17 protein-coding genes, 2 tRNA genes and 1 riboswitch are annotated in these 12,824 nt (G+C 69.4%); of the genes, 12 read left to right on the top strand and 7 right to left on the bottom strand.

Features of this window, described 5'->3' with window-relative positions; all coding sequences use genetic code 11:
* Positions 1-28: 28 nt before the first annotated feature.
* The 8 genes from K2F54_RS01365 (at position 29) to K2F54_RS01330 (ending at position 6,537) form a co-directional block, all read left to right on the top strand.
* Positions 29-661, top strand: a complete 633-nt coding sequence (locus K2F54_RS01365; protein WP_220604030.1) for a hypothetical protein — start codon at positions 29-31, stop codon at positions 659-661.
* A 65-nt stretch (positions 662-726) separates the two neighbouring features.
* A complete protein-coding gene (gene dinB / locus K2F54_RS01360; RefSeq protein ID WP_220604029.1) occupies positions 727-1,992 on the top strand; it encodes a DNA polymerase IV in 1,266 nt (421 codons plus the stop codon).
* Between the two features lie 58 nt (positions 1,993-2,050).
* Positions 2,051-2,392 carry a spore germination protein GerW family protein gene (locus tag K2F54_RS01355; RefSeq protein WP_220604028.1) on the top strand — a complete coding sequence of 114 codons (342 nt, stop codon included), beginning with the start codon at positions 2,051-2,053 and terminating at the stop codon, positions 2,390-2,392.
* A gap of 81 nt (positions 2,393-2,473) precedes the next feature.
* Positions 2,474-2,584: riboswitch (TPP riboswitch) on the top strand.
* Positions 2,585-2,615: 31 nt separating this feature from the next.
* Positions 2,616-3,269 (top strand): ECF transporter S component, encoded by a 654-nt coding sequence (locus K2F54_RS01350; RefSeq protein ID WP_220604027.1) that lies wholly within the window; start codon positions 2,616-2,618, stop codon positions 3,267-3,269.
* A gap of 10 nt (positions 3,270-3,279) precedes the next feature.
* The gene (locus K2F54_RS01345; RefSeq protein ID WP_220604026.1) at positions 3,280-4,848 is read left to right on the top strand and encodes an ABC transporter ATP-binding protein; all 1,569 of its coding nucleotides are present in this window, start codon (positions 3,280-3,282) and stop codon (positions 4,846-4,848) included.
* Entirely contained in the window at positions 4,845-5,639 is a 795-nt protein-coding gene (locus K2F54_RS01340; protein ID WP_220604025.1) for an energy-coupling factor transporter transmembrane component T family protein, read from the top strand. The genes K2F54_RS01345 and K2F54_RS01340 overlap by 4 nt, the downstream gene beginning before the upstream one ends.
* Complete coding sequence (locus tag K2F54_RS01335) at positions 5,626-6,258, top strand: nucleoside/nucleotide kinase family protein (RefSeq protein ID WP_255576548.1); 633 nt, start codon at positions 5,626-5,628, stop codon at positions 6,256-6,258. The genes K2F54_RS01340 and K2F54_RS01335 overlap by 14 nt, the downstream gene beginning before the upstream one ends.
* A gap of 18 nt (positions 6,259-6,276) precedes the next feature.
* Entirely contained in the window at positions 6,277-6,537 is a 261-nt protein-coding gene (locus K2F54_RS01330; RefSeq protein ID WP_220604024.1) for a hypothetical protein, read from the top strand.
* Positions 6,538-6,618: 81 nt separating this feature from the next.
* Here the strand turns inward: K2F54_RS01330 and K2F54_RS01325 are convergent, their stop codons facing one another.
* From K2F54_RS01325 to orn, 4 genes are all read right to left on the bottom strand, one after another.
* A complete protein-coding gene (locus K2F54_RS01325) occupies positions 6,619-7,914 on the bottom strand; it encodes a D-alanyl-D-alanine carboxypeptidase family protein (RefSeq protein ID WP_220604023.1) in 1,296 nt (431 codons plus the stop codon).
* Positions 7,915-7,936: 22 nt separating this feature from the next.
* Positions 7,937-8,287, bottom strand: a complete 351-nt coding sequence (locus tag K2F54_RS01320) for a metallopeptidase family protein (RefSeq protein ID WP_220604022.1) — start codon at positions 8,285-8,287, stop codon at positions 7,937-7,939.
* Between the two features lie 67 nt (positions 8,288-8,354).
* Positions 8,355-8,430, bottom strand: a tRNA-His gene (locus tag K2F54_RS01315).
* Between the two features lie 45 nt (positions 8,431-8,475).
* Positions 8,476-9,096, bottom strand: coding sequence for an oligoribonuclease (gene orn, locus K2F54_RS01310; protein WP_220604021.1), 621 nt, complete (start codon positions 9,094-9,096; stop codon positions 8,476-8,478).
* A 63-nt stretch (positions 9,097-9,159) separates the two neighbouring features.
* On the opposite strand from orn, the gene K2F54_RS01305 reads away from it, so the two are divergent.
* The 4 genes from K2F54_RS01305 (at position 9,160) to nadE (ending at position 10,735) form a co-directional block, all read left to right on the top strand.
* Positions 9,160-9,390: an SCO4848 family membrane protein gene (locus K2F54_RS01305; RefSeq protein ID WP_220604020.1), complete on the top strand. Its 231-nt coding sequence runs from the start codon at positions 9,160-9,162 to the stop codon at positions 9,388-9,390.
* Positions 9,381-9,641 (top strand): YbbN family protein, encoded by a 261-nt coding sequence (locus K2F54_RS01300; protein ID WP_220604019.1) that lies wholly within the window; start codon positions 9,381-9,383, stop codon positions 9,639-9,641. The genes K2F54_RS01305 and K2F54_RS01300 overlap by 10 nt, the downstream gene beginning before the upstream one ends.
* Before the next feature lie 97 nt (positions 9,642-9,738).
* Positions 9,739-9,811: transfer RNA gene (locus tag K2F54_RS01295), tRNA-Arg, on the top strand.
* A gap of 102 nt (positions 9,812-9,913) precedes the next feature.
* Positions 9,914-10,735, top strand: coding sequence for an NAD(+) synthase (nadE, locus tag K2F54_RS01290; RefSeq protein WP_220604018.1), 822 nt, complete (start codon positions 9,914-9,916; stop codon positions 10,733-10,735).
* Between the two features lie 82 nt (positions 10,736-10,817).
* Here nadE and K2F54_RS01285 read toward each other — a convergent pair whose 3' ends face one another.
* The 3 genes from K2F54_RS01285 to K2F54_RS01275 form a co-directional block, all read right to left on the bottom strand.
* Positions 10,818-11,477: a hypothetical protein gene (locus tag K2F54_RS01285; RefSeq protein WP_220604017.1), complete on the bottom strand. Its 660-nt coding sequence runs from the start codon at positions 11,475-11,477 to the stop codon at positions 10,818-10,820.
* Between the two features lie 152 nt (positions 11,478-11,629).
* Entirely contained in the window at positions 11,630-12,463 is an 834-nt protein-coding gene (locus tag K2F54_RS01280) for an EI24 domain-containing protein (protein ID WP_220604016.1), read from the bottom strand.
* 51 nt (positions 12,464-12,514) lie between these two features.
* Positions 12,515-12,823 carry a DNA mismatch repair protein gene (locus K2F54_RS01275; protein ID WP_220604015.1) on the bottom strand — a complete coding sequence of 103 codons (309 nt, stop codon included), beginning with the start codon at positions 12,821-12,823 and terminating at the stop codon, positions 12,515-12,517.
* Position 12,824: the final 1 nt, after the last annotated feature.

The following is a 12,824-nucleotide window of genomic DNA, read 5'->3' as shown; positions in this document are numbered from 1 at the left end:
CTGGAAGCCACACCGAAGGAGAACTGACATGGGATTCCTCGACCGACTTCTGGGCCGCCCCGAGCCGGAGCAGCCGCCGCGTGCCGCCACACCGCAGCGCACCGAGGACGAGATCGCCGTCGAACGCTACCGCTACCTGCTGCGGACCGCCCCGCCGGAGACCATCGAAGCGGTGCACACCGAAGCATTCAGCAAGCTCACCGACCAGCAACGCGACCTGTTGTTCACCCAGCTGACCGAGAACGCCATGGAGGGTGAGCGCCCAGCGAACGCCGAACCGGCGACCCTGGCCAAGGCCGCCACCCGCACCGAACTGCGCCAACCTGGCACCCTGGACCGGGCGTTCGGCGGCGACCAGGGCCGGCAGGGCCCCGGCTTCGGCAGCATGCTCGGCGCCTCGCTGCTCGGCACCGTGGCCGGCTACGTGGTCGGTTCCGCACTCGTCAGCGCGTTCCTGCCCGACGCGGGCGGCGGTGCGGATGCCGCCGCAGACGCCGGTGGCGAGACCGATGCTGAGACGGCTGGGGAGACGGGAACGGATGCGGGGAACGGCGGCGACTCCGACTTCCGTGGCGACTCCGGCGGCGACTCCGGCGGCGACTCCGGCGGTTTCGGTGACTTCGGTGGCGGCGACTTCGGTGGCGGCGATTTCGGCTTCTGACGCGTGCAGTACCCTCGAAGGTAGATTCGAATTGAGGGCCACGGCGGCGGAGGGACACGAGCTGCATGAGTAAGCAGGACGGCAGCGGGCGGCAGACCACCGGAAGCGACGTCGACGACACCACCGCCACCATGCTGCACATCGACATGGATGCGTTCTTCGCCTCCGTCGAGCTGCTCGACCACCCAGAGTTCGTGCACCTGCCCGTCATCGTCGGGCACCGGTCGGGTCGCTCAGTGGTGACGGCGGCCAACTACGTGGCCCGCAAGTACGGCGTGAACTCGGCCATGCCGATGTCGATCGCCCTGCGTCGATGCCCGGCGGCGATCGTGCTCGAACCGCACATGAGCCGCTACGCGGAGGTCTCCCGCCAGGTGATGGGGATCTTCAGCGACATGACCCCGTTGGTCGAGCCGCTCAGCATCGATGAGGCCTTCCTCGACGTCGCCGGTGCCCGGCGCCTGCACGGTTCGCCCGCGGTGATCGCGCAGACGATTCGCGCCCGCGTGTTCGCCGAGACCGGCCTCACCTGCTCGGTCGGCGCCGCCTCGACCAAGTTCGTGGCCAAACTGGCCTCCGGCCGGGCCAAACCCGACGGGCTGTTGGTGATCCCGGCCGAGAACACGATCGACTTCCTGCATCCGCTGCCCGTCGGCGCGCTCTGGGGTGTCGGGGCCACGACCGAACAGGCCCTGCTCGGGCTGGGCCTGCGCCAGGTGCGCGACATCGCGCACGCATCGCGGGAGACCCTCGAGCGCGCTGTCGGCGTGGCCGGCGCGCACAAGCTGCACAACCTGTCCTGGGGCATCGACCCGCGCACGATCAACCTCGAACGTGAGGAGAAGAGCGTGGGGCACGAGGTCACCTTCGAGCACGACGTGACGGATGCGGCACGGTTGCGCAGCGAACTACTCCGCCAGGCCGACGCCGTGGCGGCCAAGCTGCGCGGCAACGGTCTCGTCGCCCGCACCGTGGTGCTCAAGCTGCGCTACGCCGACTTCAGCACCGTCACCCGCTCCCGCACCCTGGCCGAGCCCACCAATGTGGGTCGGCGCATCTACGAGGAGGTGGCGGCGAGCTTCGACGTGCTCGCCGCCAGGGGCATCCGGGTGCGACTGATCGGCGTGCGTGCCGAGCAACTCGGCACGGGGGACGGCGCCGGCATGGGCCTCTGGGACGATGACGACGACTGGCGGGAGGCGGAGCTGGCGGTGGACACCGTGACCGCCAGGTTCGGCCGCGGGATCGTGCGGCCCGCCTCCCAACTCGGTGGGGGCAGTGCGCCCAAGCGCGACGTGCATCCGTTCGGCACCCCGGACGCCGGCAGCTGAGCCGCCCCCGGTTCGACCCGGGCAGGACAGCCGGGAACGGGGGGAGTAGCCTCTCAGCATGACTAATCTCGCCTTGAAACTCGCAGAAAACGCAGGATCCATCGGAGTCCGGTCGGCCTACGGCGACCCGGTGCAGATCGAGGGTGTCACCATCGTGCCGGTCGCGCTCGTGTGGTACGGCTTCGGCGGCGGCGGCGGCGAAGGCGGCGGTGAGGGCGATGAGACCGGAGCGGCCGGAGGTGGCGGCGGCGGCGTGGCCATCCCGATCGGCGCCTACGTCAAATCCGGCGGAGCCGCCCGGTTCGATCCGAACGTGATCTCGCTGCTGGCCGTCGGCATCCCCTTCGTCTGGGTGGCCGGGAAGGCCGTCGCCCGCATCATCCGCGCCGTCAAGAAGTAGCAGCCTCGTCCCCGAGCCGTGGGGCAGCTCGTCCGCACGCCCGAAAAGAGTGCTCTGCTCACGGCTCGCGGGCCTATACTCGGTAGCGAACACGGGAGTCCGGTGAACCGGGCTGAGAGGAAGCTGCTTCAGCTTCGACCGTCGAACCTGATCTGGATCATGCCAGCGCAGGGAGGCTTCTCTATCCCGTGCCCAGTATTCCTCTACGGAAAGGGCACGTACAGTGCACGCATCAACCGAAACCCTGTCCCCGTCCACGACCCGGAAGCCGCGTGTGCTGCGCTGGCGGGTCGTCGACATCGTCGTCGCCAGTGTGATCGGCGTCGCCAGCGGCGTCATCTTCTGGGCCTGGGGCCTGGCCTGGTCGCCGCTGAGCGCCCTGCTGGCCTTCACCCCCGGGCTCGAGGGGCTTCTGGCCGGCGGCTGGCTGTTCGCGGGTGTGCTCGGCGGGCTCATCATCCGCAAGCCGGGTGCCGCCGTGTATACCGAGGTCGTCGCCGCCGTGGTGTCGATGCTGATCGGCACCCAGTGGGGCTTCTCCACCCTGATCTGGGGCATCGTCGAGGGACTCGGCGCCGAGATCGTGCTCGCCCTGTTCTTCTACGCCAACTGGCGCCTGGGCGTCGCCCTCCTCGCCGGTGCCGGTGCCGGCGTCGCGGTCGGGCTGCTCGACACGACGTTCACCAGCTACGCGGCCATGGACGTCGGCTACAAGGTGGTCTACTTCGTTTCCGCCGTCGTGTCCGGCACCATCCTGGCCGGCCTGATGTCGTGGCTGGCGGTGCGCGGCCTGGCCCGCACCGGCGCCCTGTCCCGATTCGCCGCCGGCCGTGAAACCGGCCAGGTCGACCGCACCCTGACCCCGTCCGCCCGGTGACCGACGACGGATGCCGGCGACCATCCGCGCGGACCCGTCGATGACCGGCGCCAGGGTCACGGCCACTGGCTGGGGCTGGCGGCACGCCGGCCGGTCCACCCCGGCCGTGTCCGGGCTGGACCTGGACATCCAGCCAGGCGAACGCGTGTTGATCCTCGGGCCGAGCGGGGCCGGAAAGAGCACGCTCATGCACGCCCTCGCCGGCGTGCTCGGCGATGACGAAGACGGCGACGAGACCGGCGAGCTGCTCGTCGACGGCCAACGACCCAGCCGCGCCCGCGGTCGGGTGGGCCTGGTCCTCCAGGACCCGGACGCGCAGGTCGTGCTCGCCCGCGTGGGCGACGACGTGGCGTTCGGCTGCGAGAACCTGGGCGTGCCGCGCGCCGAGATCTGGCCCCGGGTGACCGGGGCCCTCGCCGAGGTTGGCCTGGACCTGCCGCTGCGGCATCCGACCAGCGCACTCAGCGGCGGTCAGAAGCAACGGCTGGCCCTGGCCGGGGTTCTGGCCCTGCGGCCGGGCCTGGTGCTGCTGGACGAACCCACCGCCAACCTCGACCCTGACGGGGTGGTGGAGGTTCGTGACGCCGTCCTCCGGTCGGTCGGTGCCTCCGGCGCGACCCTCGTCGTGATCGAACACCGGGTGGCTGTCTGGCAACACGTGGTCGACCGGGTCATCGTGCTCGACCCGGCCGGCGGGCTTCTGGCCGACGGACCCACCGACTCGGTGCTCAGCGCCGAGGGTGAACGGTTGGCCGCCGCGGGCGTGTGGATTCCGCGCTACCCGCCGCCCCGCCCCGACCGGCGAGCCGGCGCGCCGGCCGGCGAGGTACTCCTGGCTGCCGACGACCTCGCCGTCGGCCGGGTGCCGTTCGCCCGCAAACGGGCCAGTGTGGTGGCAGACAACATCCACCTCGCCGTTCGGGCGGGCCAGGCCACCACCATCAGCGGCCCCAACGGCACCGGCAAATCCACCCTCGCCCTCACCCTCGCCGGGCTGCTCGCGCCCGCAGGCGGAACCGTGACCGCGGCCCCAGCCCTGGCCGGCGGTCTCGATGGTGCCCCGCACCGGTGGCGTTCCCGAGACCTGCTCGAGCGCATCGGCACGGTCTTCCAGGACCCCGAACACCAGTTCCTGGCCGGCTCCGTGCACGACGAACTCATGATCGGCCCACGCGCCCTCGGCCTGTCGCCCGCCGCGGCCACCGAACGCGTGGACGGCCTGCTGCACCGGCTCAGACTCGACCACCTCGCCGACGCCAATCCGTTCACCCTCTCGGGTGGGGAGAAACGCCGGCTCTCCGTCGCCACGGTGCTCGCGACCCGGCCGCGGCTGCTCGTGCTCGACGAGCCCACCTTCGGGCAGGACTCCCGCACCTGGGCCGAACTCGTGCGCCTCCTGGCTGAGTTGCTCGATACCGGCACCGCCGTGGTGGCCGTCACCCACGACGCCGAGTTCATCAGCGCCCTGGCGGACGCCAGGCTGGTCCTGGCCGCGGGGCCGGACACGCAGCCGGCGCTGCCCGCGCCGCTGCACAGCCCGAGCAGCCCGGTCTCACCCGCGAACGGCGGTCGGGCATGAGCATCATGACCCCAGACATCCGCCCCAGCCTGATCGCCCGGGTGAACCCGGTCGCCAAACTGGCCGTGGCCCTCCTGATCGGGCTCGCCCTGATGCTCTCCATCGACTGGGTGTCAGCGGCGGTCGCCCTGGCCCTGGAGGGGCTGCTGCTGGCCTGGTGCGGTCTGAGCGCCCGCCAGTTCTGGTTGCGCACCGCACCGGTCTGGATCGCTGCCCCCTTCGGCATGCTCAGCACCGTGCTCTACGGCCAGGACTCCGGGGCGGTCTGGTTCAGCGCCGGCATCATCTCGGTCACCGACGGCTCCATCGCCCTCGGTCTGGCCATCGGGTTGCGGGTGCTCGCCATCGGCATCCCCGGCATTGTGCTGCTGGCCACCACCGACCCGACCGACCTCGCGGACGGCCTGGCCCAGGTGCTGCGTCTGCCGGCCCGGTTCGTGCTCGGCGCCCTGGCCGGGCTTCGCCTGGTAGGAATGTTCATCGACGACTGGCACTCCCTCGCCCTCGCCCGTCGGGCCAGAGGCGTGGGCGACGGGGGCGGCCTGCGTGGGCGGGCGCGGCGGTTCCTGGGTCTGGCCTTCGCCCTGCTGGTGCTGTCGGTGCGTCGGGGCAGCAAACTGGCCACGGCCATGGAGGCGCGCGGATTCGGCAGCGACGAACCCCGTACCTGGGCCAGGCCCTCGGTTTTCGGCCTGCGCGACGCCCTGGTGGTCGTTATCGGCGTGGGTATTGCCGCCGCCGCCATCACGGTGGCCGTCCTCGCGGGAACGTGGCACTTTGTCCTCGCCTGAGACCGGGGCCATCGGCATGCTCCTGGCGCCGGTTCTCGCGGCGGTGCGCGCTCTCGGTCGCCAGCCGGTGGGGGAGCGCGCCGTCGTTCTCATCGACGGGCCCAGCGGGGCGGGCAAGAGCACGCTGGCGGATGCCGTGCTGGCCGCGTGGCCGGGGCCGCAGCCGCCGACCCTGGTGCGGCTGGACGACATCTACCCGGGTTGGGGCGGACTGGACGCCGCCATCGAGCACATCGGCAGCCGGGTGCTGCGGCCCAGACGGGCCGGTGCCGCCGCGGCGTGGCAGCGCCATGATTGGGAGACCGACCGGCCGGCCGAGTGGCACAGTGTGGACCAGGATCGACCGCTCGTGATCGAGGGCTGTGGTGCCCTCGCCGCCGCCCACGCCGGGGTCAGCGACGTCAGGGTGTGGCTGGATGCCGACGACGGTATCCGCAAACAGCGCGCGCTGGACCGCGACAACGGCGGGTTCGAGGCGCACTGGGACCAGTGGCAGCGGCACTGGGAGCGTTACCGCCTGCGGGAGCACCCCGAATTATGGGCGACCCTGCGCCTGTCCGCGACACCAGGCGGGTCCGCAGCGGAGGCTCCCGGCGCGCACCGCGCCAAAAGCGGTTGACGGCAGTAAGTTGGGGGTATGAGCACACCGCAGAACGAGAACACCGAATACATCGTGGAATTCATCGATGGCCCGCTGGAAGGCCAGACCGACGCCCGTGTGCTGCTGCACGGCACCCACGACGCGCGCATCAGCATGGTCGCCGCCGTGGACAGCATGGAATCGCTGTTCTGGTACGACGAAGTCGACTCCCGTGAGGTGCAGGGCAAGCTGCACGTGCGCTACGCCTTCGACTCCGGTGACAGCGACCCGATCGAATCGAACGACGAGCCCAGCTGAATCAGCTGACCGACACGACGGACCATCCGGCATCTGCCGGATGGTCCGTTTTTTCGTGACGGATGACCGTGTCGGGAACGCCTACCTGGCGGCGATGAGGGCACCGATCACGGGGATCGGGTGCAGCAGGCGCCAGCCAGGGCCGGGGTCGACGAGGCTGTCATCGAGTTCGAGGGGTGAGGTGACGCTCTGGCCGAACGCCTCCACGGTGACCCGGCCGACCTTGGCGCCGGCCCGGCCGGTGGTGACGTCGTCCAGAGCGACCTCCGCCCCCGTGGGAACGGCGGCCTGCCAGCCGAATCGGGTGCGCGGTGTGCCCACCACGGCGCCGGCGGTGTCACCCCAGGCCGTCGTGAACGTCGCGTACGTGTCGCCCTCTGCCAGCACCGGCAGCTCGGTCACCCCGGCCGTGGCCGAGGCCATCAGCGCCTCGAGGTCGGCCGTCAGGGTGTCGTAGTCCGGTTCGCCGAGGAACCCACCGGCGAAGGTGAAGGTCGCCTCGTTGACCGTGACGGCGGCCGTGAAGAGGAAGCAGACGCCGCCCGCATCGGTGTAGCTGCGTGAGATGCCGGTGATACCGAGTTCGGGCAGGTAGGCGGTGGTGTTGCTGACCCCGCGCTGGTTCACCAGGGACGACGCCGGGTTGGCGATGATGTCGGCCACGACCGGATTGATCGCGGCGAGGCCGGCGATGCGGGCCAGGTCGGCGCCGGTTCCCGCACTGTCATCCGACAGGCCGTTGGCGTCGGCGACCGTGCTGTCGACCATGCCGTTCTCCACCAGCCAGGCGTTGGCTGCGGTGACGTAGGCCTCTACCGACCCGAACGCCCACCTGGCGAGGGTGTCGGCGTGGTTGTTGCTGGAGCCGAGGATCATGGCCTGCAGCAGCTCCCGCTGGGTCCAGCTCTCACCGGGGAACACGATCACCGTGCGGGCTCCGGCGGACGTGTAGTCCAGGTAGTCCTGGTAGTCGGCGGTGACGAGGGAGTGGGCCGGGCCGGACTCGCCGACGGCGAGGGGTTTGGCGTCGAGCACCACGAGCGCGGTGATGATCTTCGCCGCCGACGCCATCGGCAGAGGGTCGGTACCGCCGGCGACCGCGATCGGGTCGGCCTCCAGGCCGGCGCTGGCACCGTCTGCGGGCGAGGAGTCAGTGCCGGTGTCAGCGGGCAGCGGGGTGAGGGCGAGGATGCCGCTGGTACCGGCAGCCGGCAGCGCCGGTGCCGAGGCGGCCGCCGGTGCATCCGGGGTGGAGAGGGTCACGGTGGCGGACGGCAGCGGTCCGAGCAGCGTCGCCGGGCCATACACACCGACACCCAAGATGACGAGGGTTCCCACCAGGATGCCGATCACCCGGCCAGGTCGGAATCTGTTCATGGTTCAGGGTAGCCGACCCGCGTCAGGCCCAGCCCAGTTCGTGCAGCCTGTCGTCGTCGATGCCATAGAAATGGGCGATCTCGTGCACCAGGGTGACGTGCACCTCGTCGCGGAGCTCGTCCAGGTCGGCCACGATCGCCAGGAGCGGCTCGCGGTAGAGCACGATCCGGTCGGGCATCTCGCCGAAGCCGTACTGCCCGCGCTCCGTCAGGGCGACGCCGTCGTACAGGCCGAGAGTGTCCAGGGTGCCGTCCTCCGGCCGGTCCTCGACGACGAAGATCACGTTGTCGAGCCCGTCGACCATGTCGTCGGGGAGCAGGTCGAGCTGGTCGATGACGAGGCGTTCGAAATCGTCGTGGTTGAGCGGGAGCATCCGTTCAGCATGGCACGGGTTGACGAAGAAAGTCCCGGCCGCTTCCGCGACCGGGACTTTCATTCATTGGGGTGAGTAACGGGGCTTGAACCCGCGACCTCCTGGACCACAACCAGGCGCTCTACCAGCTGAGCTATACCCACCATGTGTTGCATCCTTACGGTGAAGAAGGCAACTCAAGAATTGTATTACACGTTTGAGGTGAAGTTGTTCACTACGGCCGTTGCGTGCGATTTTGCTTCGGCACTGGTGGGCCCCGGGTCGGCTACGAACACGCTCTTGCGGTAGTAGGCGAGCTCGCGAATCGACTCGAGAATGTCGGCCAGGGCGCGGTGACCGCCGTCCTTCGCCGGCGCGTTGAAGTACGCACGGGGGAACCAGCGGTGGGCCAGCTCCTTGATCGAGGAGACGTCCACGTTGCGGTAGTGCAGCTGCTTGTCGAGCCGCGGCATGTACCGGGCCAGGAAGGCCCGGTCGGTGCCGATCGAGTTTCCGGCCAGGGGAGCGCGCTGATCCTCCGGCACGAACCGGAGCAGATACTCGATCACCTGGTACTCGGCCTCCGCCACGCTCACGCCGTGCGGGATCTCCTCGATCAGGCCGGAGGAGGTGTGCATGTTCCGCACGAACTCGCCCATGTTCTCCAGGGCCGACGCGTCGGGCTTGATCACGATGTCGAGACCCGGATCGAGAATGTTGAGGTCGAAGTCTGTGACGACCACGGCAATCTCGACCAATTCGTCATTGTTCAGGTCGAGCCCGGTCATTTCACAGTCGATCCATACCAACCGGTCACTGCTGTTTGTCATGGGCCGAGTCTAGCGGTGGGCCCCGACAGCTCACCCCGGCGGCCGGCTCGTAGACTTACCGTGATGCTTACGACACTCGCTATCCTCCTCCTGCTCAACGCCGTGTGGAACGTCGTGGTCTGGCCCCGGTTCTACAAGCGGGTCAGCCAGGATGCCCGGGCCAGGGACGCGTCGGGCAAACCGACGACATTCCTCCGTGTACACGCGATCCTGGTGGGCGTGTCCCTCCTGCTGGCCGCCGTGTCCGCCGTCGTCGCCGTCATCGCCCTCGTGAACGGGGCGTCATGGAACTGATCTTCTTCTCGTCGGCGTTCTGCGAGCCGTGCCTGCAGACCAGGGCGATCCTCGCCGAGGTCGAGCGGCTGGTGCCCGCCGCCACGGTGCGCGAATACGACGTGGCGCACGATAATGCGGCCGCCGAGGCCGCCGGGATCCGCAACACTCCGACGATCATCGTGCGCAACACCGCCGGCGAGGAAGTGTTCCGGGCAGCGGGCGTTCCCACCCTGGCGCAGGTTCTCGTGGCCACAGCGAAGGCCCTCTGACACCGAGACGTTCACCCCGCCGTTGACGCGCTGACACCCGCGGCGCGGATGTCGCCTAGGCGGGCGGCCTGATTGCGGTAACGTTGAAGCGCTATGCGCCCCCGTAGCTCAGGGGATAGAGCAGGAGCCTTCTAATCTCTTTGTCGCAGGTTCGAATCCTGCCGGGGGCACAGCGAAACCCCGTCGGCCAACGCCGGCGGGGTTTTTTACTGCCAGAGGAGGTGCCGGTTCCGCGAACCCCTCAGCCCGGGCGGACTTGATAGATTCGTCCTATGCGAGTACTCCAGGCGCGAATCATCGCGGAATTGAACGTGACACCGTCCATCGACCCCGCCGCCGAGATCCGCCGCCGGGTTGATTTCCTCAAGGACTACCTGCTCGCCAGCGGAGCGAAGGGTCTGATCCTCGGTATCAGCGGCGGCCAGGACTCGTCCCTGGCCGGGCGGCTGTGCCAGCTCGCGATCGAAGAACTCACGATCGAGGGGCACGCGGTCTCGTTCGTGCCCGTGCGGCTGCCCTATGCGGTGCAGCGCGACGAAGATGACGCACAGCTGGCGCTGGAGTTCATTGCCCCGCAGGCTCACCTCACCTTCAACATCCAGCGCGCCGTTGACGGTTTCGAGGACGAGTTCGCCGACAGCACCGGAACCGCGCTACCCGACTTCGACAAGGGCAACGTCAAGGCACGCGCCCGGATGATCGCCCAGTACGCTCTCGCCGGATCGGCCGGGCTGCTGGTGGTGGGCACGGATCACGCCGCAGAGGCCGTGACCGGATTCTTCACCAAGTACGGTGACGGCGGCGCCGACCTGTTGCCGCTCACCGGCCTCACCAAGCGGCAGGGCCGCGCCCTGCTCGTGGAGCTGGGCGCCCCTGAGCACCTCTACCTCAAGGCGCCGACGGCCGACCTGCTCGACGACAACCCCGGCCAGACCGACGAAGCCAACCTCGGCATGCAGTACGAGCACATCGACGACTTCCTCGAGGGCAAGCACGTCGACGATGAGGTGGCGTCGGCCATCGAACGCCGCTACCTGAGCACGGAGCACAAGCGCCGTGTGCCGGCATCCCTCTTCGACGACTGGTGGAAGTAGGCCGCCGCACTCACCGGACGCTGAGACCGCACAAAGCCGGCCCGCTCGAAAGCGGACCGGCTTGTGGTGGTACGTGGGGTTGTTACGGGTTCGGCAGCGGTGCGGGGCGCACCTCGAGGGCCTGCACGTCGTCGAGGAGGCGCTGGGTCTCCGTGGACGGCGCAGGGGCGGGCGCGGCGGGAACGTAGCCGAGCGGCTGCACCTTGGTCGCCGTGTTCGCGGCGGGCGCGGCGAACTGGTCGTGGTGCTGCTGGGCCACCCAGGCATCCTGTTCGGCGAGGAGGTTCTTCTCCGATGACGCGTTCTGGGCCTTCCACCGTTCGATGTCGTCCTGGAAGATCTTGCGCGCGCGGTGCGGCTTCTTCTGCCATTCGAGCAGACGGTCCCGGAATTCGATCAGTGCCGGCTCGAGCTGGTACCCGAACGTCGCCGACGTGCGCTTGAGCTCGGCGAGCTGATGTGCGGCCCAGTCGGCGGCCAGGGCGGAGCCCTTCACCGGCAACAGGCGCACCTGGATGTCGGCCATGCCCACGGCACGGTCGTTCATCACCTGCTCCTGCGGAGTGAGGGAGTTCCAGACCGAGGCCTCGGTCGCGGCGTCCACAATCGTTCCGATGGCCGCGGACTTGAGTTCCCGATCGTGCTGGGCGAGCAGACGCTTGATGGCGCTGCGGGCTATCCAGGCGGCCAGCACGCTGGCCACGATAACGGCGACGATCAACACGACGGTGCTGAAAATCACGGGCTGGGTACTGGTCGCTGAGAACCAGTCTACGAAATCATTCCACCACTGCATGTGCGGAAGATTACCTCGCCAATGGGTCGATCAGCGGGAGCCGTGACGGCGTGGCCGGATACGCGCCGCAATCGATCCGGGTGCCGGCAGCGCGCAAGTCAATTCTTTGTAGCGGGCCGGCCGTCGGCAGGGAGCCTGTCGACGATGTCCCGGCTGAGCATCGCGGCCCCTGCCACGGCGGCGGGCATCGCCACGATGGCCGCGAACGGTACGAGGAAAATCAGGTAGGACGCCGCGCCGAAGCCGACCGCGACGGCGCGTCGGGAGCGCAGGGCCGCCCGGCGCTGCCGCAGGGTGAAGCCACGGGCGTCGAACGCGAAGCCCGTGAGTTCGACCACGAGCAACCAGCCACCGACCAGGGCGCCGACGGTAGCGACGACGATCGGACCGACCAGGGGGATGAATCCGCAGGCCAGCAGGAGGATGCCCACGCCGATTGCGGGAATGAGCAGTCGGATGCCGTCGCCGATACCGCGGCCGATCGCCCGCAGCAGGCTCTGTTCCTGATCGGCGGGGGCATGGCCGAGCCGCTGCTCCACGTCGCGCCAGATGCGTTCGTAGAACGGATCACCGACCACGAGTGTGACGGCGGTGAAGGTGTACACCGCAAACAGGGCGGCCACGATCACGAAGACCAGGGCGGCGGCCAGTCTGGTGCTCACGATCAGTGGTTCAGCCCACGCGTTGGCGAACGGGGTTGCCCAGACCACGACGGTGTTGAGGTTCACAATCAGGAGCACGATTCCGGCCAGGTAGACGATGCCCACCAGCAGAGCCGGGATCGCTCCGAGGAACATCAACCGCGGTGAGGTGACCCACATGCCGAAACCCCGGCCCAGGAATCGAACGCCCGACAGCACATCGTGGATCAGGCCACGGTGCACAGGGCCGGGGGCGGCGGAGGGCTGGGCAGGATCCGGCTGGGGCGACATCGTCTCAGGATAGTGGGACGGCCGGTCGGGCCCTGCCGTCGTCGGCCCTGGTCAGCGGAAGCAGTCCGCGGCCTCATCGATGCGCCAGAACGCACCCAGATCCATCCGTCGGCTCGGCAGCACGATGCGCCGGGCGAGGTATCTGTCGCCGTCGGCCTGCGCCTGGCGTTCGATGTGGCCGAGAACGGCGCCGGTGCGGTCGACGACCCGCCACAGGCCGTCCCGCACGCTGACCAGCGTGGGCCCGGCGTTCCGGCCGGAGGCGTGCGCGACGGCCCCGACCGAGGCGACGCTTGCGGCTCCGGCCGCGGAGGCGACGGGGATGGTGGTGGGGCGGGGCTGTGTGCTCAGGGTGATCACG

Origin of the sequence: Cryobacterium inferilacus, from assembly GCF_019599185.1 — a bacterium.
GTDB lineage: Bacteria > Actinomycetota > Actinomycetes > Actinomycetales > Microbacteriaceae > Cryobacterium > Cryobacterium inferilacus.
Note: the sequence above shows the minus strand (reverse complement) of the source record. Positions and strands in the feature narration are given on the sequence as shown.

What these genes read in the sequence shown, in the direction of transcription:
- K2F54_RS01365 (WP_220604030.1), top strand. Translation starts at nt 29, where the DNA reads ATGGGATTCCTCGACCGACTTCTGGGCCGCCCCGAGCCGGAGCAGCCG.
- dinB (WP_220604029.1), top strand. Translation starts at nt 727, where the DNA reads ATGAGTAAGCAGGACGGCAGCGGGCGGCAGACCACCGGAAGCGACGTC.
- K2F54_RS01355 (WP_220604028.1), top strand. Translation starts at nt 2,051, where the DNA reads ATGACTAATCTCGCCTTGAAACTCGCAGAAAACGCAGGATCCATCGGA.
- K2F54_RS01345 (WP_220604026.1), top strand. Translation starts at nt 3,280, where the DNA reads ATGCCGGCGACCATCCGCGCGGACCCGTCGATGACCGGCGCCAGGGTC.
- K2F54_RS01340 (WP_220604025.1), top strand. Translation starts at nt 4,845, where the DNA reads ATGAGCATCATGACCCCAGACATCCGCCCCAGCCTGATCGCCCGGGTG.
- K2F54_RS01330 (WP_220604024.1), top strand. Translation starts at nt 6,277, where the DNA reads ATGAGCACACCGCAGAACGAGAACACCGAATACATCGTGGAATTCATC.
- K2F54_RS01325 (WP_220604023.1), bottom strand. Translation starts at nt 7,914, where the DNA reads ATGAACAGATTCCGACCTGGCCGGGTGATCGGCATCCTGGTGGGAACC.
- K2F54_RS01320 (WP_220604022.1), bottom strand. Translation starts at nt 8,287, where the DNA reads ATGCTCCCGCTCAACCACGACGATTTCGAACGCCTCGTCATCGACCAG.
- orn (WP_220604021.1), bottom strand. Translation starts at nt 9,096, where the DNA reads ATGACAAACAGCAGTGACCGGTTGGTATGGATCGACTGTGAAATGACC.
- K2F54_RS01305 (WP_220604020.1), top strand. Translation starts at nt 9,160, where the DNA reads ATGCTTACGACACTCGCTATCCTCCTCCTGCTCAACGCCGTGTGGAAC.
- K2F54_RS01300 (WP_220604019.1), top strand. Translation starts at nt 9,381, where the DNA reads ATGGAACTGATCTTCTTCTCGTCGGCGTTCTGCGAGCCGTGCCTGCAG.
- nadE (WP_220604018.1), top strand. Translation starts at nt 9,914, where the DNA reads ATGCGAGTACTCCAGGCGCGAATCATCGCGGAATTGAACGTGACACCG.
- K2F54_RS01280 (WP_220604016.1), bottom strand. Translation starts at nt 12,463, where the DNA reads ATGTCGCCCCAGCCGGATCCTGCCCAGCCCTCCGCCGCCCCCGGCCCT.